This is a genomic window from Streptomyces sp. NPDC096205 (assembly GCF_044763135.1).
Taxonomy (GTDB): Bacteria; Actinomycetota; Actinomycetes; order Streptomycetales; family Streptomycetaceae; genus Streptomyces.
Map to the genome: position 1 here is coordinate 244,158 of NZ_JBIWFS010000002.1, position 19,391 is coordinate 263,548.

General features: G+C 71.3%; 19 protein-coding genes and 2 pseudogenes. 7 read left to right on the plus strand and 14 right to left on the minus strand.

Annotated features, from left to right (window positions below; genetic code table 11):
- Positions 1 to 33: 33 nt before the first annotated feature.
- Both ACIQ6Y_RS07520 and ACIQ6Y_RS07525 read left to right on the plus strand, forming a co-directional pair.
- Positions 34 to 432 (plus strand): annotated as a pseudogene (locus ACIQ6Y_RS07520) (RidA family protein); the annotation flags it as partial.
- Positions 406 to 888 (plus strand): GNAT family N-acetyltransferase, encoded by a 483-nt coding sequence (locus tag ACIQ6Y_RS07525; protein ID WP_404036328.1) that lies wholly within the window; start codon positions 406 to 408, stop codon positions 886 to 888. The pseudogene ACIQ6Y_RS07520 and the gene ACIQ6Y_RS07525, both read left to right, overlap by 27 nt.
- Here the strand turns inward: ACIQ6Y_RS07525 and ACIQ6Y_RS07530 are convergent.
- Both ACIQ6Y_RS07530 and ACIQ6Y_RS07535 read right to left on the minus strand, forming a co-directional pair.
- Positions 881 to 1,600 carry an aspartate/glutamate racemase family protein gene (locus tag ACIQ6Y_RS07530; RefSeq protein ID WP_404034159.1) on the minus strand — a complete coding sequence of 240 codons (720 nt, stop codon included), beginning with the start codon at positions 1,598 to 1,600 and terminating at the stop codon, positions 881 to 883. The two genes, ACIQ6Y_RS07525 and ACIQ6Y_RS07530, sit on opposite strands and share 8 nt — an antisense overlap.
- A gap of 5 nt (positions 1,601 to 1,605) precedes the next feature.
- Positions 1,606 to 3,063, minus strand: coding sequence for an NCS1 family nucleobase:cation symporter-1 (locus ACIQ6Y_RS07535; RefSeq protein ID WP_404034161.1), 1,458 nt, complete (start codon positions 3,061 to 3,063; stop codon positions 1,606 to 1,608).
- A gap of 149 nt (positions 3,064 to 3,212) precedes the next feature.
- Between ACIQ6Y_RS07535 and ACIQ6Y_RS07540 the strand changes: the two genes are divergently transcribed.
- Positions 3,213 to 3,866 carry a GntR family transcriptional regulator gene (locus tag ACIQ6Y_RS07540; protein WP_404034163.1) on the plus strand — a complete coding sequence of 218 codons (654 nt, stop codon included), beginning with the start codon at positions 3,213 to 3,215 and terminating at the stop codon, positions 3,864 to 3,866.
- Positions 3,867 to 3,904: 38 nt separating this feature from the next.
- Here the strand turns inward: ACIQ6Y_RS07540 and ACIQ6Y_RS07545 are convergent, their stop codons facing one another.
- From ACIQ6Y_RS07545 to ACIQ6Y_RS07555, 3 genes and pseudogenes are all read right to left on the minus strand, one after another.
- On the minus strand, positions 3,905 to 4,132 hold the full coding sequence (locus tag ACIQ6Y_RS07545) for a hypothetical protein (RefSeq protein WP_404036421.1): 228 nt from the start codon (positions 4,130 to 4,132) through the stop codon (positions 3,905 to 3,907).
- A pseudogene (locus ACIQ6Y_RS07550) lies at positions 4,050 to 4,402 on the minus strand (alpha/beta fold hydrolase); the annotation flags it as partial. The pseudogene ACIQ6Y_RS07550 and the gene ACIQ6Y_RS07545, both read right to left, overlap by 83 nt.
- 37 nt (positions 4,403 to 4,439) lie before the next feature.
- On the minus strand, positions 4,440 to 5,321 hold the full coding sequence (locus ACIQ6Y_RS07555) for a uracil-DNA glycosylase (protein WP_404034165.1): 882 nt from the start codon (positions 5,319 to 5,321) through the stop codon (positions 4,440 to 4,442).
- A gap of 41 nt (positions 5,322 to 5,362) precedes the next feature.
- Here ACIQ6Y_RS07555 and ACIQ6Y_RS07560 point away from each other — a divergent pair, with 41 nt between their 5' ends.
- Entirely contained in the window at positions 5,363 to 5,968 is a 606-nt protein-coding gene (locus tag ACIQ6Y_RS07560) for an RNA-binding S4 domain-containing protein (protein ID WP_404034167.1), read from the plus strand.
- A gap of 24 nt (positions 5,969 to 5,992) precedes the next feature.
- Here the strand turns inward: ACIQ6Y_RS07560 and ACIQ6Y_RS07565 are convergent, their stop codons facing one another.
- Complete coding sequence (locus ACIQ6Y_RS07565) at positions 5,993 to 6,511, minus strand: DoxX family protein (RefSeq protein ID WP_404034169.1); 519 nt, start codon at positions 6,509 to 6,511, stop codon at positions 5,993 to 5,995.
- Positions 6,512 to 6,772: 261 nt separating this feature from the next.
- Positions 6,773 to 7,489, minus strand: coding sequence for a class I SAM-dependent methyltransferase (locus ACIQ6Y_RS07570; protein WP_404034171.1), 717 nt, complete (start codon positions 7,487 to 7,489; stop codon positions 6,773 to 6,775).
- Positions 7,490 to 7,682: 193 nt separating this feature from the next.
- On the opposite strand from ACIQ6Y_RS07570, the gene ACIQ6Y_RS07575 reads away from it, so the two are divergent.
- The gene (locus ACIQ6Y_RS07575) at positions 7,683 to 7,949 is read left to right on the plus strand and encodes a DUF6343 family protein (protein ID WP_404034173.1); all 267 of its coding nucleotides are present in this window, start codon (positions 7,683 to 7,685) and stop codon (positions 7,947 to 7,949) included.
- Between the two features lie 228 nt (positions 7,950 to 8,177).
- Here the strand turns inward: ACIQ6Y_RS07575 and ACIQ6Y_RS07580 are convergent, their stop codons facing one another.
- The 4 genes from ACIQ6Y_RS07580 to rpsA all read right to left on the minus strand — a co-directional run bounded on the left by ACIQ6Y_RS07580 (position 8,178) and on the right by rpsA (position 12,125).
- A complete protein-coding gene (locus ACIQ6Y_RS07580; RefSeq protein WP_404034175.1) occupies positions 8,178 to 8,558 on the minus strand; it encodes a tetratricopeptide repeat protein in 381 nt (126 codons plus the stop codon).
- 103 nt (positions 8,559 to 8,661) lie between these two features.
- Positions 8,662 to 9,276, minus strand: a complete 615-nt coding sequence (coaE, locus tag ACIQ6Y_RS07585; protein ID WP_404034177.1) for a dephospho-CoA kinase — start codon at positions 9,274 to 9,276, stop codon at positions 8,662 to 8,664.
- A 202-nt stretch (positions 9,277 to 9,478) separates the two neighbouring features.
- On the minus strand, positions 9,479 to 10,417 hold the full coding sequence (locus tag ACIQ6Y_RS07590) for a PAC2 family protein (RefSeq protein WP_404034179.1): 939 nt from the start codon (positions 10,415 to 10,417) through the stop codon (positions 9,479 to 9,481).
- Between the two features lie 217 nt (positions 10,418 to 10,634).
- The gene (gene rpsA, locus ACIQ6Y_RS07595; protein ID WP_399639853.1) at positions 10,635 to 12,125 is read right to left on the minus strand and encodes a 30S ribosomal protein S1; all 1,491 of its coding nucleotides are present in this window, start codon (positions 12,123 to 12,125) and stop codon (positions 10,635 to 10,637) included.
- 321 nt (positions 12,126 to 12,446) lie between these two features.
- Here rpsA and ACIQ6Y_RS07600 point away from each other — a divergent pair, with 321 nt between their 5' ends.
- Entirely contained in the window at positions 12,447 to 13,319 is an 873-nt protein-coding gene (locus ACIQ6Y_RS07600; protein ID WP_404034181.1) for a class I SAM-dependent methyltransferase, read from the plus strand.
- Between the two features lie 139 nt (positions 13,320 to 13,458).
- A complete protein-coding gene (locus tag ACIQ6Y_RS07605) occupies positions 13,459 to 16,140 on the plus strand; it encodes an ATP-dependent RNA helicase (protein ID WP_404034183.1) in 2,682 nt (893 codons plus the stop codon).
- On the opposite strand, the gene ACIQ6Y_RS07610 is transcribed toward ACIQ6Y_RS07605, so the two are convergent.
- The 3 genes from ACIQ6Y_RS07610 to ACIQ6Y_RS07620 form a co-directional block, all read right to left on the minus strand.
- Complete coding sequence (locus tag ACIQ6Y_RS07610) at positions 16,130 to 17,101, minus strand: DUF3068 domain-containing protein (protein ID WP_404034185.1); 972 nt, start codon at positions 17,099 to 17,101, stop codon at positions 16,130 to 16,132. The genes ACIQ6Y_RS07605 and ACIQ6Y_RS07610 overlap by 11 nt on opposite strands.
- 20 nt (positions 17,102 to 17,121) lie before the next feature.
- Positions 17,122 to 17,256 (minus strand): SPW_0924 family protein, encoded by a 135-nt coding sequence (locus ACIQ6Y_RS07615; protein WP_404034187.1) that lies wholly within the window; start codon positions 17,254 to 17,256, stop codon positions 17,122 to 17,124.
- 153 nt (positions 17,257 to 17,409) lie between these two features.
- Entirely contained in the window at positions 17,410 to 19,143 is a 1,734-nt protein-coding gene (locus ACIQ6Y_RS07620) for a lytic transglycosylase domain-containing protein (protein ID WP_404034189.1), read from the minus strand.
- Positions 19,144 to 19,391: the final 248 nt, after the last annotated feature.

The following is a 19,391-nucleotide window of genomic DNA, read 5'->3' on the forward strand; positions in this document are numbered from 1 at the left end:
GCCGTCGTCGGCCACCTTGTCCCAGGAGCCCTTGTGATCCAGCGCGTCACCGTCCCCGGCCTGTTCCCACCGCCCCGCTACTCCCACGCCTCCGTGGTCGAGGCCGGCACCCGGCTCGCCTTCCTCGCCGGTTCGGTGCCGCTCGACGCCGACGGGAAGCTCGTCGGGGAAGGCGACCCGGTCCGGCAGGCGGAGCAGGTGATCGCCAACCTCGGGGAGCAACTGCGGGCCGTCGGCAGCGACTTCGCGCAGGTCCTCTCTACCGACGTGTACGTCGTCAGCAGCGAGACCGCCGTGCTGTCGGCCGTGTGGGACGTCGTCGAGGCGTCCGGACTGAGCACCGGGCCGCACTCCTCGACGCTGCTCGGTGTGAACTGCCTCGGCTACACCGGACAGTTGGTGGAGATCACGGCCACGGCCGTCGTCCCCGAGCATCCGGAGGTCACCTTGCGCCGGGCGGTCGCCGCCGACGCGGAGGCGGTGGCCGAGGTGTATCTGCGCTCGTACGACGCCGCCCTGCCGACGGTCGTCCGCCCCCACACCGACGACGCCGTACGCGCGTACATCCGTGACGTCGTGGTGCCCGGGCGGGAGACCTGGGTGGCGGAGGCGGACGGGGCCGTGGTGGGGCTGATGGTCCTTGCCGACGAGGAGATCTCACAGCTGTACCTCCACCCCGACTGGCGGGGCCGCGGCATCGGCGACCGGTTCGTCGCGCTCGCCAAGGAGCGCGCCCCGCGGGGGCTGAGCCTGTGGACCTTCCAGGTCAACGAGCCCGCACACCGCTTCTACGAGCGCCATGGGTTCCGCGCCGTGGAGCACACCGACGGCAGCGGCAACGAGGAACGCGAGCCGGACGTACGGTACGAGTGGCGGCCGTTCAGCTGAGGGGCCTTCCCCAGGTGCGCCGCTTCGGCAGCGGCCGCGCATAGCCGCCCGCGCGGCTGGTGTTGAGGCCGAGGGCCACCAGCGACTCGGCGAGACGGACGGCCGCGGCCACCCCGTCGACGACCGGCAGGCCCAGCTTGTCGCTCACCTCCCGCTGCAGGCCCGTCATGCCCGCGCAGCCCAGCACGAGCACCTCGGCGCCGGCCTCCCGGGCCCGTTCGGCCGCGGCCAGGAAGGCCGCCCGGGTGCGTTCGGCGTCGTCGAGGTCGAGCACGCCGAGGCCGGTGGCGACGACGGCGGCGCAGTTGCGGCCGACACCCGCCGTCTCCAGGCTGTCCTCGATCTGGCCGCGGGAGCGGTCGAGGGTGGTGACGACGCCGTAGCGCCGTCCGAGGAGGCAGGCGAGGTGGGCGGCGGCCTCCGTGATGTCGACGACCGGCACGTCGACCAGCTCCCGCACGCCCTCCCGCCCGTGCTCACCGAAGCCGGCCATGACGACGGCGTCGTAGGGCGGACCGTCGTACGACCGCAGCGTGTCGAGTACGGCGGCGGCGGACAGGTAGCTGTCGAGCCAGCCCTCCGCCGACTCGGGTCCCCAGGCGGGGGTGAGCCCGGTGACGGTGGTGCCCGGCCCGGCGGCGGCCCGGGCACCTCGTACGATCTCCTCGGTCATCTCCCGCGTGGTGTTGCAGTTGGTGACGACGATCCGCACGCCGCTCAGCCCTCCGCCCCGGCGGCCGTCCGCTCGGCCCGGCACAGCAGCGCGTACAGGCCCGCCGCCAGCGCCGTGCCGATGAACCAGGAGTAGGGCGCCACATCGGAGAAGGCCTTCACCAGCGCCAGCACCGCGGCGACCGCCGCCGAGGGCAGGAACGCCCACAGCGCCTTGGGGTTGACGCCCTTGCGGTAGTAGTACGGCGATCCGGGCTCGGCGCTGAACAGCTTCTGTACGTCCACCCGGCCGCGCCTGACCCAGTAGTAGTCGACCATGATCACGCCGAAGAGTGGGCCGAGGAAGGCGCCGAGTCCGCCGAGGAAGTAGTTGACGACGGTGGGGTTGGAGAAGAGGTTCCAGGGCGTGACCACCAGCGCGGCGACCGTGCTGATCATGCCGCCGACCTTGAAGGTGATCTTCTGCGGCCAGACGTTGGCCAGGTCGTACGCCGGTGAGACGAAGTTGGCGACGATGTTGACGCCCATCGTGGCGATGGCGAACGTCAGCGCGCCCACGACCAGCACCCAGGTGCTGCCGATCTCCGCGACCAGGAAAGCGGGATCGGTGATCTCCTTGCCGAACACTTCGTACGCACCTGCGGTGACGATCACCGAAACGATCACGAACGCCGTGGAGTTGACCGGCAGGCCCCAGAAGTTGCCGCGCCGCACCGTCCGGTAGTCCGGCGAGAAGCGGGAGAAGTCGCAGAAGTTGAGCATCAGCGTGCCGTAGGTGGCGAGCACCAGGCCGACCGCGCCGAACCACTGGCGCCACTGCTCGCCGGTGGAGACCGGGTGCGGGGTGGACGTCAGGGAGATGGTCCAGTCGGCCTTGGCGAGGATCCACACCGCCAGCGCGATCATCACCAGCCAGATCGCCGGGCCGCAGAAGTCCTGGAACTTGCGGACCGACTCCATGCCCCGGCTGATGATCGCCGCCTGGATCAGCCAGAGGGCGACGAAGGACACCCAGCCGAGCGCGTCGAGCCCGAGGAACGAACTACGCGTCCAGGACTCCAGCCCCGGCCAGGCCGCCAGCAGCATCACATTGACCGCGACGGAGGCGAGGTAGGTCTGGATGCCGTACCACATGATGGCGATGACGGCCCTGATCAGCGCCGGGATGTTGGCGCCCCAGACACCGAAGCTGATCCGGCTGACGACCGGGAAGGGCACGCCGGTGCGCTGACCGATACGACCCATCATGTTCATTCCGACATAGATGATCACGAAACCGATCAGCAGCGACGTGAAGATCTGCCAGACGTTCATACCGAGGAACAACAGGCCCGCGGCGAACGTGTAGTTGCCGAGGTTGTGGACGTCGGACATCCACATCGCGAAGAGGTCGAAGACCTTCCAGTTGCGCTGCTTCGCGGGTGCGAGGTCTTCGTTGGTGAGGCGGGGATCGGGGACGAAGGCGGCGGTGCCGGCGACTTCGGCACGGTCGGCGAGGGACACGGGGCCTCCCGGAACGAGGGGACGGAGGGAGCTGCGCGCGCCGTTTGGTATACCAAACTGCCGACATGGTGCCGCCGTCAAGCGTTCGGACCGATGTCCTTGCGGTTAACCCTCCGTAAAACACCCCTGGGGTCGGCGAAGATGGGCCCATGACAAAGATCGAACCCCTCGGCGCGGTGCGCGAGCGCGTCCTTGCCGCCCTGCGGCAGGAGATCATCGCGGGCCGGCTGCGCCCCGGAGACCGGCTCGTCGAACGCGAGCTGGCCGAACGCTTCGGGGTCTCCCGCGTCCCCGTCCGCGAGGCCATCCGCGCCCTGGTCGCCGAGGGCTTCGTCCACTTCGAGACCCCGCGCCGCACCGTCGTACGCCGTCTCACCCCGGCCGACGTCAAGGAACTCTTCGAACTGCGCGAGGCCCTGGAGGTCTACGCCGCCGGACTCGCCGCCATCCGGGCCACCCCGGACGACCTCGCCGAACTCGCCGAACTGCTCGACCGCGCGGCCACCGCCACCCGCGCCGACGACGCCGAGACCATCACCGACGTCAACACCCGCTTCCACGACCGCATCCTGGCCACCGCGGGCAACAGCCTGCTGATCTCCGTCATGGAACCCGTCGACGGCCGCCTGCGCTGGCTCACCCGGCGCAACGAGGAATGGCCCCAGCTCCTCACCGAACACCGCGAGCTGTACGACGCCATCGCCTCCGGCGACCCGGACCGCGCCCGCACCCACGCCCTGGGCCATGTCCGCGCCAACTACCGCTCGACCGTACGGCACCTGTTCGGCGAGAACGCGCTCTAGGACTACCCGTCGGTGTACCGCTCGGTGTACCGCCGGGTCTACCGTCGGCCGTACTTGTCCGTGGCGGCGACCAGCAGATCAGCCACTCCCGGCGCGCCCGGGTTGTGCCCCGCCTCGTCCACCACGAACAACTCGCTGCCGGGCCAGGCGTGATGCAGCCGCCAGACGATCCCGAGGAGGTTGCACCGACCCCCAGGACGCGCCCCACACCAGCCACCGGCCGATCCCCAGATGCCGCCGCAGCAGCTCCAGATCGGCCATGACATGCGCCGTCGTGTTCACGCCCATGTCGGTTCCGTACGCACTCGCCGACGGCGTCGAACGCCCCGCCCCCCGCTGGTCCAGCAGCACGATCCGGTACGCCGCCGGGTCGAAGTACCGCCGCAGATGCGGCGAGACCCCGAACCGGGACCGCCGTGCAGCACCAGCGCCGGCTACCCCTGCGGGTTTCCGCAGGTCTCCCAGTACACGCGATTGCCGTCCCCGACGTCGAGCATGCCGCTGTCGTACGGTTCGATCTCCGGGTAGAGGCCCATCCGGGCAACGCAAGCACCCGCCCGAAGGCGTGTCACCTCATTTCCCGCGGCTCCCGTTCTCCTTCGGCCGCAGCCCCGCCGCCCCGGCCGCCGCGCCCAGCACCTCCCGCAGCATCTCGGGCGTCAGTCGGCCGGTGAAGGTGTTGCGCTGACTGACATGGAAGCAGCCGAACAGCTCCAGACCCTCACCTCCCTTCCCGTCCCGCAGACTCACCCGCGCCCCGTGGCCGAACGCCGGCCGCGGCCGCGGCACCGTCCAGCCCGCCTCCGCCAACGCCGGCAGCGCCGCCTGCCAGCCGAACGCCCCCAGCACCACCACCGCCCGCAGCGTCGGCCTGAGCAACCGCAGCTCCCGCACCAGCCAGGGCCTGCACATGTCCCGCTCCCCGGGCGTGGGCCGGTTCGCCGGCGGCGCACAGTGAACCGGCGCCGTCACCCGCACCCCGTACAGCTCCAGCCCGTCGCCGACCGCCACCGACGTCGGCTGCGAGGCCAGCCCCACGTCGTACAACGCCTGGTACAGCACGTCCCCCGACCGGTCCCCTGTGAACATCCGCCCCGTCCGATTCCCCCCATGCGCCGCCGGAGCCAGCCCCACCACCAGCAGCCCCGCGTCCCCCGGCCCGAACCCCGGCACCGGCCGTCCCCAGTACGTCCACTCCACGAACGCCGCCCGCTTGGTCCGCGCCACCTCCTCCCGCCACTCCACCAGCCGCGGACAGGCCCGGCACCCTGCGATGCGGCGATCGAGAGCGGGCACGTCGACGAGGTCCGGGGGGAGGGGTTCCGTGGTGAGTGAGGCCGAGGGGAGGGAGTCGGAGGGGAGGGCGTCCGGGGCGTTCGGGGGTTGGCTGGGGTCGGTCGGGTCGGTGAGGGCTTCCGGCTCGCTGGGGCCGGTGGGGCGGGCGGCTGGGTCCATCTCTCCACGGTAGGGCGGGTGAGGGAGTTAAGGTCGATGCCATGGCTTCCCAGGACGCGGACGAGACGCAGCGCCCCGGTGCCGCCGCCGACGACGGCGCCGCCACCCAGCCCGGCCCGCAGACGGCCGACCGGACGGTCACCGACCCGAAGATCGCCGACCCGAAGGTCGCCGCCGCTGTGGCCGCGGCCGAGGCGGCCGGGCCGCCGAACGGTGAGAGCGTGCGCGTCGACAGCTGGATCTGGTCCGTACGGCTGGTCAAGACCAGGTCCGTCGGCGCCACGGCCTGCAAGGGTGGCCACGTCCGCGTGAACGGCGAGCGGGTCAAGCCCTCGCACTCCGTCCGCATCGGCGACGAGGTCCGGGTCCTGCACGAGGGCCGGGAGCGGGTCGTCATCGTCAAGCGCCTGATCCGCAAGCGGGTCGGCGCCCCGGTCGCCGTCCAGTGCTACGTCGACAACAGCCCGCCCCCGCCGCCCCGCGAGGCCGTCGCCCCGGCAGGCCTCCGCGACCGCGGAGCAGGCCGCCCCACCAAGCGCGACCGCCGCGAACTGGAACGCCTCCGCGGCCTCGGGGGCCTCGGCTTCCTCCCGGGAGGCCGGTCCCCGCAGGAGCGTCGCCCCTCGCTTCCGTCCGAGGAGGAGTGAGCGGGACCTTCGGAAGGTCCCCCCTCACGCCTCGCGTCGGACCAGCCGCAGCAGGTCCGCGTTGTGACCCCGCCGCGCCCAGGCGATCAGAGCGAGCGGCACGATGAGGATCAGCGGGGTCGCCGCGTTCTCCCCGTCGAAGACCGTCATCTGGAAGACGAACGCCCCCACCATCAGCCCGCTCAGCGCCACCGCCGCCACCGACTGGAGCACCGGCACCAACAGCGCCACGGCACCGGCCAGTTCCAGCGCCCCGATGCTGTACATCCCCACACTGCCCCACCCGATCTCATCGAAGACCTCGGCAGCGCTCGAGTGACCGATCAGCTTGGGCAGCGCGCTCGCGATCCCGAAGAACAGCGCAAGCACGATCTGCAGGCCCCGGAGGGTGATACGGGCCCAGCGGCTGTGTGCCCCGGCAGCCGCGGCGGCGGCGTTGACGCTGGTGCTGGTGCCGACGCTCGTGCCGGTGACGGTCCTCGTGCCGGTGCTCGTGCCGGTGGCGGCGCTCGTGCTGGTTACGGCTGCGGTGGTCTCGGACATGGGGTTCTCCTGTGTGCAGTGGTCCGTTCTGCGGTCACAGGGATGGACCCTCACGTCTGCCCGAACTCATCGCTCCTCAGCGAACGTTCTCACCGAACCGAGCCCGAGGATGCGCTCGACGAGTCGGTCCGTCTCATCATGTAGGTCGGCCGAGTCGCCCCTCGGCGGCCGTGGCGTCATGCACTCCTGTGCCGGAGAAGGACTGGTAGAGGCCCGCACAACTGGGCCGACTGCTGCCCCTGCTCGTACCTGCTCGTGGCCCTACGGCCGCCGCTCCTCCCCCATCTCCTCCACCTCTTCCACGCCCCGAACCGCCCTCACCCATATCCCGTCCTCCGTCAGGTACTTATCCACTCTCAGGCCCGCCTCCCCCAGCGCCTCCTCGAACTGCTCCTTGGCCAACGGCCGCGACAGGAAGGTCTGTGTCCAGACGGCGTCCGGGAACTCGTACTCGGCGCGGACCGATTCGACTCCCTCGCCGGCCGGTTCGGACGACACGATCCGCACGGTGAAGCCGCTGGGGTCGACCCGCTCGCGCGGCACGTTCGTGTGGTAGTCCGCCCCCTCCCGCTGGATGAGCGCGTGCCCGCCCTCCGCGAGATGCCGTGCGCAGGTGCGCAGCAGGCCGCGCCGCACCTCGATGTCCCCGGCATGGACCAGGAACGAGGCGAGCATCACCACGTCGAACGTCTCGCCAAGGTCCAGATCCTCGATGGAGCCGCATATCGTGCGTGCCCCGCGGACGCGGGCCAGCATCTCCGGCGACTCGTCCACCGCGGTGACCGTGAAGCCCCGTTCCAGCAGGGGATGCGTCATGCGGCCCACCCCGCAGCCCAGCTCCAGGATGTGCGCCCCTGCCGGGACGGCCCCGGCGATGATGTCCGGCTCGTCCCCGATCGGGAGCCGGGAGTAGAGCTCCACCGCACAGCCGTCGGGAGTGATCGCACCCGGTCCCGTACCGTCGTATCCCGCTCGCATTTCCAGCCTCATGCCCGTCCAACGGCCCACGCCGACACGGCCGTTCCCACCCCGGCATCGTTCACTCCTTCGTGTAGGAGCGCTCCGGCGAGGCAACCGTTCGATGGTTCGGTGCGGCCCGCCGGACCGGCTCGGCCGCCTCTTGGAGAACATCCGGCGCCGGAGTACGTTTCAAGCAGGAGCGGTGACAGCCATGCGTACGGGCAGTGAGCCGGTGACCGCGCGCAGTGCACTGCGGGCGCGCTTCTGGCTGAGCATCTGGGGTATCGTCTGGGCGATCTTCGGGACGGCCGCGTTCGCGCTGGTCGGCCGGATCGGCTGGGCGATCGCCTGCGGCGTGCTGTGGCTGGTGGCCACGATCGACCTGAGCATCGTGCTCCGGCACATCCGGCAGGGCCCGCACTATCAGCCGGGCCCCGATGTCCCGCCGTACCGGCCGCCGGAGAACCGCGGGCCCTGACCGACCGACGGTGCGTGAGCAGCCAGCGGTGCGTGAACGGACGGCGCTCCGGGCGCGGGCGGCACTCCGCTAGTGGCCTGCGGACCTTGACCGGCCGACGGGCTGTGACCGAGCGACGGACCGCGAGCCGCCGGCGCTCAGTAAGCAGCCGAACCGACGGTCCGCGCCAGCCGACCATCCGCGAGCAGCCGTCGTCCATGAGCCCGCCGACGGTCCGTGAACCGCCCGTCACGAGTCGAAGCGCGCCGCCTTGAGGTACTGCGGGTTCGGGTCGAGCGCGGCCGCGAGGCGGAAGTGGCGCTTGGCCTGGTCGGGGCGGCCCTGGCGCTCATAGGTGCGGGCGAGCGCGAAGTGGGCGAAGGCGTTGTCCGGCTCGCGTTCCAGGACGATGGTGAACTCCAGCTCGGCGGGCCGCAGTTGCGCCGCCGCGAAGAAGGCACGCGCGCGCAGCAGCCGGGCGGCGGTGTTCTCCGGATGGGCGGCGATGACCCCGTCCAGCAGCTTCACCGCGCCGCGCGGATCCCGTGCGGCGAGCAGTTGCTCAGCGGCACGGAAGTCGATGACATGCGTCTCCGGAGTACGTCCGGTCGAACCGCTGGTCTCGGGCACGGCACAGTCCTTCCCACGCTGCAGCGTTCCAACGCCCACGGCGGACAGCGCTATTCCCCGCCGTCCCTCCGCCCCTCGCCGCGACGGCACCCGTCTGAGCGTCTCAGGAAAGACCGGCACGGTCGCGGGCCCGCTCCGCGAGGTCCTCCCACACTTCGTGTACCCGGCGACGGAGTTCCGGAAGCGGCACGTCGTTGTCGATGACGATGTCGGCGATCTTCCGGCGCTCTTCCCGGGTGGCCTGGGCGGCCATACGTGCGCGGGCGTCCTCCTCGGTCATGCCGCGCAGCCGCACGAGCCGGTCGAGCTGGGTCTCCGATGGGGCGTCCACGACGATGACGAGGTCGTACAGCGACGCCAGGCCGTTCTCCGTGAGCAGTGGCACGTCATGGACGACGACGGCGTCCGCGGGGGCGGCTTCCTCCAGCTCGCGCGAGCGGGCGCCGACCAGCGGGTGGACGAGGGAGTTGAGCAGGGTCAGCTTCTCCGGGTCGCTGAAGACGATCGAGCCCAGCTTGGGCCGGTCCAGGCTGCCGTCCTCGGCGAGCACCTCGTCGCCGAACGCCTCGACGACGGCGGCGAGGCCAGGCGTCCCGGGCTCGACGATCTCACGCGCGATGCGGTCCGCGTCGATCAGTACGGCTCCGCACTCCACGAGCAGCCGAGACACCTCGCTCTTGCCGGCACCGATGCCGCCGGTCAGGCCCACTGTCAGCATGAGCGGAAGCTTAGGCCCTGCCTCTGACAGCCGCCCCGCCAGGACCGGCCGGGGTCAGCTGCGACAGGCTCAGGTCGAGCGAGGCCGGGGGCAGCTGCGACAGGCCCGGGTCGAGGGAGGCGGGGCTCAGTTGCGACAGACCCAGTCCGAGGCAGCCCGGCCTCAGCTGCCACAAACCCCGGCCAAGGCAGGCCGGCCGGCCTCAGAGGTCGCCCTCCCGCTCCGCCAAGAACTTCTCGAACTCGCGCCCGATCTCGTCCGCCGACGGGATGTCCACCGGCTCGGCGAGCATGTTGCCCCGGGTCTCGGCTCCCGCGACGGCGTCGTACTGGTGCTCCAGCCCCTGGACGAGCGAGGTGAGCTCCTCGTCGCCCTCCCGGATCTGCCGGTCGATCTCGGTCTGGGTGCGCTGCGCGTCCGTGCGCAGCGCGTGCGCGATGCCCGGCAGGACCAGTCCGGTGGCGCCCGTGATGGCCTCCAGGACGGTCAGGGCGGCGTCCGGGTAGGCGGAGCGGGCGATGTAGTGGGGGACGTGGGCAGCGACGCCGAGGACGTCGTGGCCGGCCTCCATGAGGCGGTACTCGACCAGCGACTCGGCGCTGCCGGGCACCTGGGCCTCGTCGAAGGGGCTTTGATGGCCGGGGATCAGGTCGGTGCGGTTGCCGTGCGGGGTGAGCCCGACGGGGCGTGTGTGCGGGACGCCCATGGGGATGCCGTGGAAATTGACGGCGAGACGGACGCCGAGCCGCTCCACGATCTGCTCGACGGCGACGGCGAAGCGCTCCCACTCCACATCCGGCTCGGGTCCGGACAGCACCAGGAACGGGGCTCCGGTGGCGTCCTGGACCAGGTACACGGCGAGCGTGGGCTCCTCGTAGTCGGTCCAGCGGTCGCGTCGGAAGGTCAGCAGCGGGCGGCGGGCCCGGTAGTCCACGAGCCGGTCGTGATCGAAGCGCGCCACGACCTGGTGGGGCAGCGAGTCGAGGAGCCGGTCGACGATCTGGTCGCCGGTCTCGCCCGCGTCGATGTATCCGTCGAAGTGGTAGAGCATGACAAGGCCGGCGGACTCCTGGGCGAGCGCCATGTCGACGACAGCCAGGCCCTTCGGCTCCCATGTGTACAGACTCTGCGGATCAAGCACAGTGACCGCTCCTCCTCGTGTTCACAGTGAACAACGAGGCACAACCTGTACTCATTCCCGAGATCAAAAACAGCGCCCCTATAGGGGCGCGGGGAACTGCGCCACGAGCCACGAACAATCCGCGGACGAACGATCACAGAACGCGGGAACGACCAAGGGGCCGCACCTCGAAAGATACGGCCCCTCAGTTCAGCTGTTAAGCCTCAGCGGTGAGCGTTCAGCTCTGGCCGCCCGCCAGCTTCTCGCGCAGGGCAGCCAGCGCCTCGTCCGACGCCAGGGCGCCGGAGGTGTCGCCACCCTCGGAGGAGTACGAGCCACCGGTCGCGGCCGGAGCCGCAGCCTCGCCGCCCTCGGCCGCAGCAGCGGCGTCGGCCTCGCGGGACTTGATGACCTGCTGCTGGTGCTGCTCGAAGCGGGACTGCGCCTCGGCGTACTGGCGCTCCCACTCCTCGCGCTGCTTCTCGTAGCCCTCGAGCCAGTCGTTGGTCTCGGGGTCGAAGCCCTCGGGGTAGATGTAGTTGCCCTGGTCGTCGTAGGACGCGGCCATGCCGTACAGGGTCGGGTCGAACTCGACCGAGGCCGGGTCGGCACCGAAGGACTCGTTGGCCTGCTTCAGCGAGAGGCTGATGCGGCGGCGCTCGAGGTCGATGTCGATGACCTTGACGAAGATCTCGTCGTTGACCTGGACGACCTGCTCCGGGATCTCCACGTGGCGCTCGGCCAGCTCGGAGATGTGGACCAGACCCTCGATGCCCTCGTCCACGCGGACGAACGCACCGAACGGAACCAGCTTCGTGACCTTACCGGGCACGACCTGGCCGATCTGGTGGGTGCGGGCGAACTGCTGCCACGGGTCTTCCTGGGTCGCCTTCAGCGACAGGGAGACGCGCTCGCGGTCCATGTCGACATCGAGGACCTCGACCGTGACCTCCTGGCCGACCTCGACGACCTCGGAGGGGTGGTCGATGTGCTTCCAGGAGAGCTCGGAGACGTGGACCAGACCGTCGACGCCACCCAGGTCCACGAAGGCACCGAAGTTGACGATCGAGGAGACCACACCGGAACGGACCTGACCCTTCTGGAGGGTCGTGAGGAACGTCTGGCGGACCTCGGACTGGGTCTGCTCCAGCCAGGCACGGCGGGACAGGACCACGTTGTTGCGGTTCTTGTCCAGCTCGATGATCTTGGCCTCGAGCTCCTTGCCCACGTAGGGCTGGAGGTCGCGAACGCGGCGCATCTCGACGAGGGAGGCCGGGAGGAAGCCACGGAGGCCGATGTCGAGGATGAGACCACCCTTGACGACCTCGATGACGGTACCGGTGACGATCCCGTCCTCTTCCTTGATCTTCTCGATGGTGCCCCAGGCACGCTCGTACTGGGCGCGCTTCTTCGAGAGGATCAGGCGGCCTTCCTTGTCCTCCTTCTGGAGGACCAGGGCCTCGATCTCGTCACCGACGGCGACGACCTCGTTGGGGTCGACGTCGTGCTTGATCGAGAGCTCGCGGCTCGGGATAACGCCTTCGGTCTTGTAACCGATGTCGAGCAGGACCTCGTCCCGGTCGACCTTCACGATGACGCCGTCGACGATGTCGCCGTCGTTGAAGTACTTGATCGTCTCGTCGATCGCGGCGAGGAAAGCTTCCTCGTTACCGATGTCGTTGACCGCTACCTGCGGGGTGGTGGCGGTGGTCTCGGTGCTGCTCGTCATGTGGGAAAGGGCTCCGGTACGGACATTGAAGTCGTAGGTACTGCTTACGCCGGGAGCCCGTTTCGCTCTGCAGAAGCCGGACAGCCAAGGAAGCGCCCCACCTGCAAAAACAGGTAGTGCGCCTCGACAACCGAGGGGACATACAACAGATGCGAGCGCAGCCTGCTACGTCTGAGGTGCGCAGGCCCGCAGCGCAACTTGTAGCATACGGGGGCAGCCGGGCAGGGTCAATGCGCGAAGGCGCACACCCGGGGTAGAACACCGCATACCCGGCACAAATTCAGTCTTCTGAGGCCACGCAGGGTCCGGAGCGCCCCTCTTGTGACGCCACCGGGACGGGCTGGACGGAAGAGTACGACGAGGGAGCCGATCATCCAAGAGCCCGTTTCTTCCGAGTCCGCAGCCGAACCGGAGGCCACCCGGCGCGAGGCCGGAGCGGCGGAGAGCACCCGCGCCAACCGCGGCTGGTGGGACCGCAACGCCGACGAGTACCAGGTCGAGCACGGCACGTTCCTCGGCGACGACCGCTTCGTGTGGGGCCCCGAGGGCCTCGACGAGGTGGAGGCCGAGCTGCTGGGCCCGGCGGAGGAGCTGAAGGGCAAGGACGTCCTGGAGATCGGCGCCGGCGCGGCCCAGTGCGCGCGCTGGCTGGCCGCACAGGGTGCCCGCCCGGTCGCCCTGGACCTGTCCCACCGCCAGCTCCAGCACGCGCTGCGCATCGGCGGAACGTTCCCTCTGGTGTGCGCCGACGCCGGCGCCCTGCCCTTCGCGGACGCCTCCTTCGACCTCGCGTGCTCGGCCTACGGCGCGCTGCCCTTCGTCGCCGACCCCGTCCAGGTGCTGCGCGAGGTCCATCGCGTACTGCGCCCCGGCGGCCGTCTCGTCTTCTCGGTGACCCACCCCATCCGCTGGGCGTTCCCGGACGAACCCGGCCCCGAGGGCCTGAGCATCTCCTCCTCCTACTTCGACCGCACGCCGTACGTCGAGCAGGACGAGGACGGTCGCGCGGTCTACGTCGAGCACCACAGGACGATCGGCGACCGCGTGCGGGACATCGTCGCGGCCGACCTCCGCCTGGTGGACCTGGTGGAGCCGGAGTGGCCGGCGTGGAACTCGTCGGAGTGGGGCGGCTGGTCGCCCCTGCGCGGGAACCTGATCCCGGGCACGGCGATCTTCGTGTGCGTACGGGACTGATCGCTCTCACCCGCGTACGAGATTGATCGCGCCCGCGCGTACGGGGCCGCGCGCGGAGGGAGCTGATCGTTCGCGCACGTACGACACTGTTCGACCATCCGTTCGTGCTCCTACGAGCCTCTCGTACGACACTGTGGGCGTGATCCGCTACGACGCCCTGGACGCGCTGCCCGTACGCAGCGCCCTGCCCGGTCTGCACGACGCCCTGGAGGGCCACGGCACCGCTGTGCTGGTGGCCCCGCCCGGCACCGGCAAGACGACGCTGGTGCCGCTGGTGCTGGCGGGGCTGCTCGGGGAGGGCCCCGCGCGGCAGGTGGTCGTGGCAGAGCCGCGGCGGATCGCGGCCCGCGCGGCGGCCCGGCGCATGGCGTGGCTGCTGGGCGAGAGGCCTGGCGAGAGCATCGGCTACACCGTGCGCGGCGAACGGGTCGTGGGGCGGCACACGCGCGTGGAGGTCGTCACGACCGGTGTGCTGCTGCAGCGGCTCCAGCGTGACCAGGAGCTGGCGGGCGTGGACGTGGTGGTGCTCGACGAGTGCCACGAGCGGCATCTCGACGCGGACACGGTGGCGGCGTTCCTGTGGGACGTGCGCGAGACGCTGCGGCCCGAGCTGCGTCTCGTGGCGGCGTCGGCGACGACGGACGCCGAGGGCTGGGCGCAGCTGCTGGGTGATGCGCCGGTGGTGGAGGCCCAGGGCGTCTCCCATCCGGTGCAGGTGGTCTGGGCGCCGCCCGCGCGTGCGGTACGGCCGCCGCACGGGATGCGGGTCGACCCCGCCCTGCTGGCGCATGTGGCGTCGGTGGTGCGGCGCGCGCTGGCCGAGCGGGACGGGGACGTGCTGTGTTTCCTGCCGGGGGTGGGCGAGATCGCGCGCGTGGCGGGGCAGCTCGGCGCTCTGGGGGATGTGGAGGTGCTCCAGGTGCACGGTCGGGCTCCGGCGGCCGTGCAGGACGCGGTGCTCGCGCCCGGTGCGCGGCGCCGGGTGGTGCTGGCCACGGCGGTGGCGGAGTCGTCGCTGACGGTGCCCGGAGTGCGGGTGGTCGTGGATGCGGGCCTTGCGCGCGAACCGCGGGTGGATCACGCGCGCGGGTTGAGCGCGCTGACGACGGTACGGGCCTCGCAGGCGGCCGCGCGGCAGCGGGCGGGGCGTGCCGGGCGCGAGGCGCCGGGTGCGGTGTACCGCTGCTGGGCGGAGGCCGAGGAGGCGCGGCTGCCGCGGTTCCCCTCCCCCGAGATCAAGGTGGCCGACCTGACGGCGTTCGCCCTTCAGGCGGCGTGCTGGGGCGATCCGGAGGCATCGGGGCTGGCGCTGCTCGACCCGCCGCCGGCGGGCGCGATGGCGGCGGCGCGGGCTGCTCTGACGGCGATGGGAGCGGTGGACCCGGCGGGCCGTGCCACCGAGCGAGGGCTGCGCCTGGCACGGCTGGGCCTTCATCCCAGGTTGGGGCGGGCACTGCTGGACACCGCCGGTGCGGGCGCCGAGGTAGTGGCGCTGCTGTCCGCGGAGGCCCCGCGCGAGTACGGCGACGACCTGGCTGCCGCGTGGCGGGCCGCTCGGCGTGGGGGCGACGCGTACGCGGACAGGTGGCGGCGCGAGGTTCGCCGGCTGCGGGCTGTCGCCGGGGAGGTTTCCGACGGCGTGTCCAGCGCGGTGGCCAGTGGTCGCCCCGGAGAGGTGGCCGGTGGTCGCCCCCGAGAGGTGGCCGGTGGTCGCCCCCGAGAGATGGCCGGTGGTCGCCCCCGAGAGGTGGCCGGTGGTCGCCCCCGAGAGATGGCCGGTGGTCGCCCCGGAGAGGTGGCCGACAGTCGCTCCGGCAAGGCCGGCCTCGGGGGCGGTTTCCGCGCCGGTGACGATCGGATCGCCGGGCACGTCGCCGCGCTCGCCTTTCCCGAGCGGGTCGCCAAGCTGGACGGCGGCTCGTACCTCATGGCGTCAGGAACCCGCGCCGAGCTGCCCGACGGGTCGCCCCTGCGCGGAGCCCCCTGGCTCGCGGTCGCGGTCGCCGATCGGCCGGTCGGCAAGGGGCACGCGCGTGTGCAGCTGGCCGCGGTGGTGGCCGAGGACACGGCCAGGGCGGCTGCGGCGCCGCTGTACCGCGAGGCCGAGGAGGTGCACTGGGCCGACGGGGACGTCGTCGCGCGCCGCGTGGAGCGGCTCGGGGCGATCGAGTGCGCGGCGCGCACCCTGCGGGACGCCGACCCCGGCCTCGTACGCGAAGCCCTGCTGAACGGGCTGCGTCAGGAGGGGTTCGGGCTGCTGCGCTGGTCCCCCGACGCCGAGGTGCTGCGGCAGCGGCTGGCGTTCCTGCGGCTGCACCTGGGCGAGCCCTGGCCAGACGTCTCCGATGCCGCGCTGCACGCGCGCGTGGACGAGTGGCTGGAGCCGGAACTGAGCCGGGCCCGCCGGCGGTCGGACCTCGCGCGGCTCGACGCCGGTGAGGCGCTCGGCCGACTGCTGCCCTGGGCGTCCGGGGACGCCGCGCGCCTGGACGAGCTGGCGCCGGAGCGGATCACCGTACCGAGTGGGTCCAGAATCCGGATCGACTACCAGGACCCCGAGCGGCCGGTGCTGGCGGTGAAGCTGCAGGAGATGTTCGGGCTGCACGAGTCGCCGGCGCTCGCCGGGGTCCCGGTTCTGGTGCACCTGTTGTCCCCCGCGGGGCGGCCGGCGGCCGTGACGGCGGACCTCGCGTCCTTCTGGCGGGACGGTTACAAGGCGGTGCGGGCCGAGCTGCGCGGCCGTTATCCGAAGCATCCCTGGCCCGAAGACCCGGCGACCGCGGAGCCGACCCGGCGCACCAACGCCGCGCTCAGGCGCTGACCGGCAGCTCCGGGCCGGCCGGGCGCCTGCCGCGGGCCTCCAGCCAGAGGGCGAGGGCCAGCAGCAGGACGCCGAGGGCCAGGAAGCTCCAGGGCAGGTAGGCGGTGAGCAGCAGGACCAGGGTGCGGTTGGACTTGACCAGGTCGACGGTGTGCTCGATGTAGTCCTCGCGCATCTTCACGTGCCCGGCGAAGGCGGTCACCTTGTCGCGGCCGCCGAGCAGGGTGCCGCCGCGCAACTCCTCCTTGTGGATCTCCTCGCCGTAGACAGGGGCGCCGGTGACGGGTTCGACCCAGAATCGGCGCACGGTGGTGTACCAGCGAGTGGTGCCGGTGGAGGCGACGGACTCCGGGGTGATGCCGTCGACGGGCATGACCTTGGGGAAGTTCACGCGCGTCCAGGGGACGGTCTGTTCGAAGTAGTAGACCTCCAGGCCCCGGAAGGTGCGAGTGCCTTTGTAGTGGATGGGTGCCGAAGTACGCGTTTGGGCATCGAAGTAGGCGTAGTTTCGCTTTTCGGTCAGGAACGGCCATTTGAACTCGATGCCCTCGCGTCTGACCGAGTCGCCGTCGACCGTCTCTCCGGTGGCGTGGACGGGTTCCTGGGTGTGGGCGTCGAAGATGTAGCGCTCGGGGATGCGCGAGACCATCCGGCCGTCGGGGCCTTGTACATAGGAGAGGGTGTCCCAGACGACGACGTCGCGGCCCGCTGTCCGCTCGATCCGCTCGGAGGCCTCCACGTTGCCCTTGAGGGTCTGGACGATGGTGACCTGGGGGACTTTGCGGGCCTTCATGGTGCCGTAGTCGAGGAGGGTGGCGTTCTTCGCCTCCAGGACCATGTCCTGGTACTGGTTCGGCGGGACCTTGGCGAGGCGGGGGAAGGCGTACCAGCGCAGCAGGGGGGCCAGGGCCGCGAAGAACACGGCGAGGGCGAGCAGGACCAGTCCGGACGTGCGGCGCATCTCGGCCTCCCTCGGGGCGGTCACGGGTGGGCGGGGACCGTCGTCAGCAAAGGCTTTGGGGACGTCTCGCCCGTGGCCCCGCCCAGGGCCGTGACGGCGAGGACGAGGGCGAAGGCGAGCACGAGCCCGGTCGCGGCTGCGACAAGAGCGCGCATGCGGGCCTCCCGAAGACCGGCTCGGAACTGACGTACCGTCAGATCTCGGCACCGTAGCAACGGCCGGGCGAGATGAGAACACGTCGCGCACACGGACGACGGCGCCCCCGTCGCGGTGAGCGGAGGGGGCGCCGTCGTCGGTTGCGATACCGGCTAGGCCGTGGGCGACGCCGAAGGGCTCGGCGACGGGCTCGTCGGCTCTCCGGTCGTCGGGGTCGGCGTCGGCGAGGCGGCGGCCTCCACCGTCAGTTCGACGGTGAGCGTGGCGCCACCGGTGGTGGTGATGCGCAGCAGGAACGTACCGGCGGTGTCGTCGGCGTACAGCTTCGGCAGCGTCAGCAGGCCGTTCGCGTCCGTCTCCAGCTGGGTCAGGGTGCGTACGGTCTTGCCGTCGGCGTCCTTGAAGTAGGGGCCCTTGTCGTTCACGGTCGGGTCGTCGGCCGACTTGATCAGGGTCGCCGTGGCCGCGACGCGGTCCGCGACGGCGCCCTGGTGCGTCGCCTTCACCTGGACCTGTTCGGCGAACTCGCCGCCCGCCGGGCAGGTCAGCGGGGTGTCGCCGACCCGGGTGAGGGCGTCGGCGGCGCGGGCGGTGACCGTGGCGGTGTAGTCGATGCCGGGGAGCGAACGGCCGACGACGGTGGCGCGGACAGTGAAGGTGCCGGTCTTCTCCCCGGCGCTGAGCCGGGGCGCGAGGGCGACACCGGAGCTGTCCGTGACGATCGTGGCGACGCTCTCGCCGCCGGTGAAGGTGGCGTCGGTTTCGCCGGTGATCGTGAACCGGATGCGAACCTTGCCGACGGTCTCGCCGGCCTTGGTCTCCGCCCTGGTGCTGATCCGCTTGGTGAACGCCTCGCCCGCCGTCGCGGTGAGTTTCGCGGTGCCCGCGTCCTCCAGGTGGTCCACGGTGTCGGTGGGCGTGGGCTGCTGGGTGGTCGGCGGCGGAGTGGGGGTCGGGGTCGGCGTGCCGCCGCCGGGCGTGTGGGTCGGCGGCTTGGGGGTCGGCTTCGGGTCCGGGCTCGCCGACGGCTTCGAGGAGGGGCGTGAAGCGGGCTGGTTGTCGCTGCGGTTGTCGGGCAGAGTGCCCGTGCCGTCCGGGATCTCGTGGGTGCCCTTGCGGTAGTACTCCAGCCACGACAGGACGGTGTTGAGGTAGTCGCGCGAGTTGTTGTAGCTGAGGATCGCGCGGTCGAGGTCGCCCTGGGCCGACAGGTCCCAGCCGAAGCGGCACAGGTAGTGGCCGGCCGCGAGGGCGGCGTCGTAGATGTTGTTGGGGTCCCGCAGGCCGTCGCCGTTGCCGTCGCGGCCCGCCCACTCCCAGGTGGAGGGGATGAACTGCATGGGGCCGACGGCCTGGTCGTAGCTCGCGTTGCCGTCGTAGGCGCCGTTGTCGGTGTCCTTGATGAGCGCGAAGCCGTTGCCGTCGAGCTGCGGGCCCAGGATCGGCGTGTACGTGGTGCCGTTGGCGTCGACACGACCGCCGCCGGCCTGGCCGGACTCGACCTTGCCGATGGCGGCGAGCAGTTGCCAGGGCAGGTTGCAGCCGGGCTTGGCCGCGTTCAGCCGGGCGGCGGCCTGCTTGTAGGCGTCCAGGACGGTCGCGGGTATGCCCGCCTCGGCGTGGCCGATGCCGGTCGGGGCGCCCGACGTGGTGGGCGAGGGCGTCGGACTGTTCAGCGGCGGCAGGTCCGTGTAGTACGGCGAGTTGCCGGTCGCGCTGTCGTCGGCGACGACGTCCGGTGTGGGCTGGGAGTCGGCGGTGGGCTGTCTGCCCTCATCGGTCGTCACTCCCGGAGCCTGGGACGCGGACAGTGCCGCGACCGCCGCCGCGGCCACAGCGGTGGTCGCCGCCCCCTTGCGCAGACGCCTGCCGATTTGCGCCGCCATGAAGTGAACCCCTCCCGTGGACGCCCGAGCGCCCGACTCTGCCTGTTGTACTCGCCACTGTTGTGACTGCCGACGCCCGGGGTCGGTTGCATCAGCGCCCGTTTTTCAGTGTTCTGTTCGTTCGCACGTCGGGTCTGTGCGTCCGATCAGCCGCACATACCCGCATGTGGCCCTCCGTGACCCTACGACAACTTCTGCGGGCCGGGGACCGGTTCGCGCTGCGTTTTCACGGCTTGGCCACATGGGGT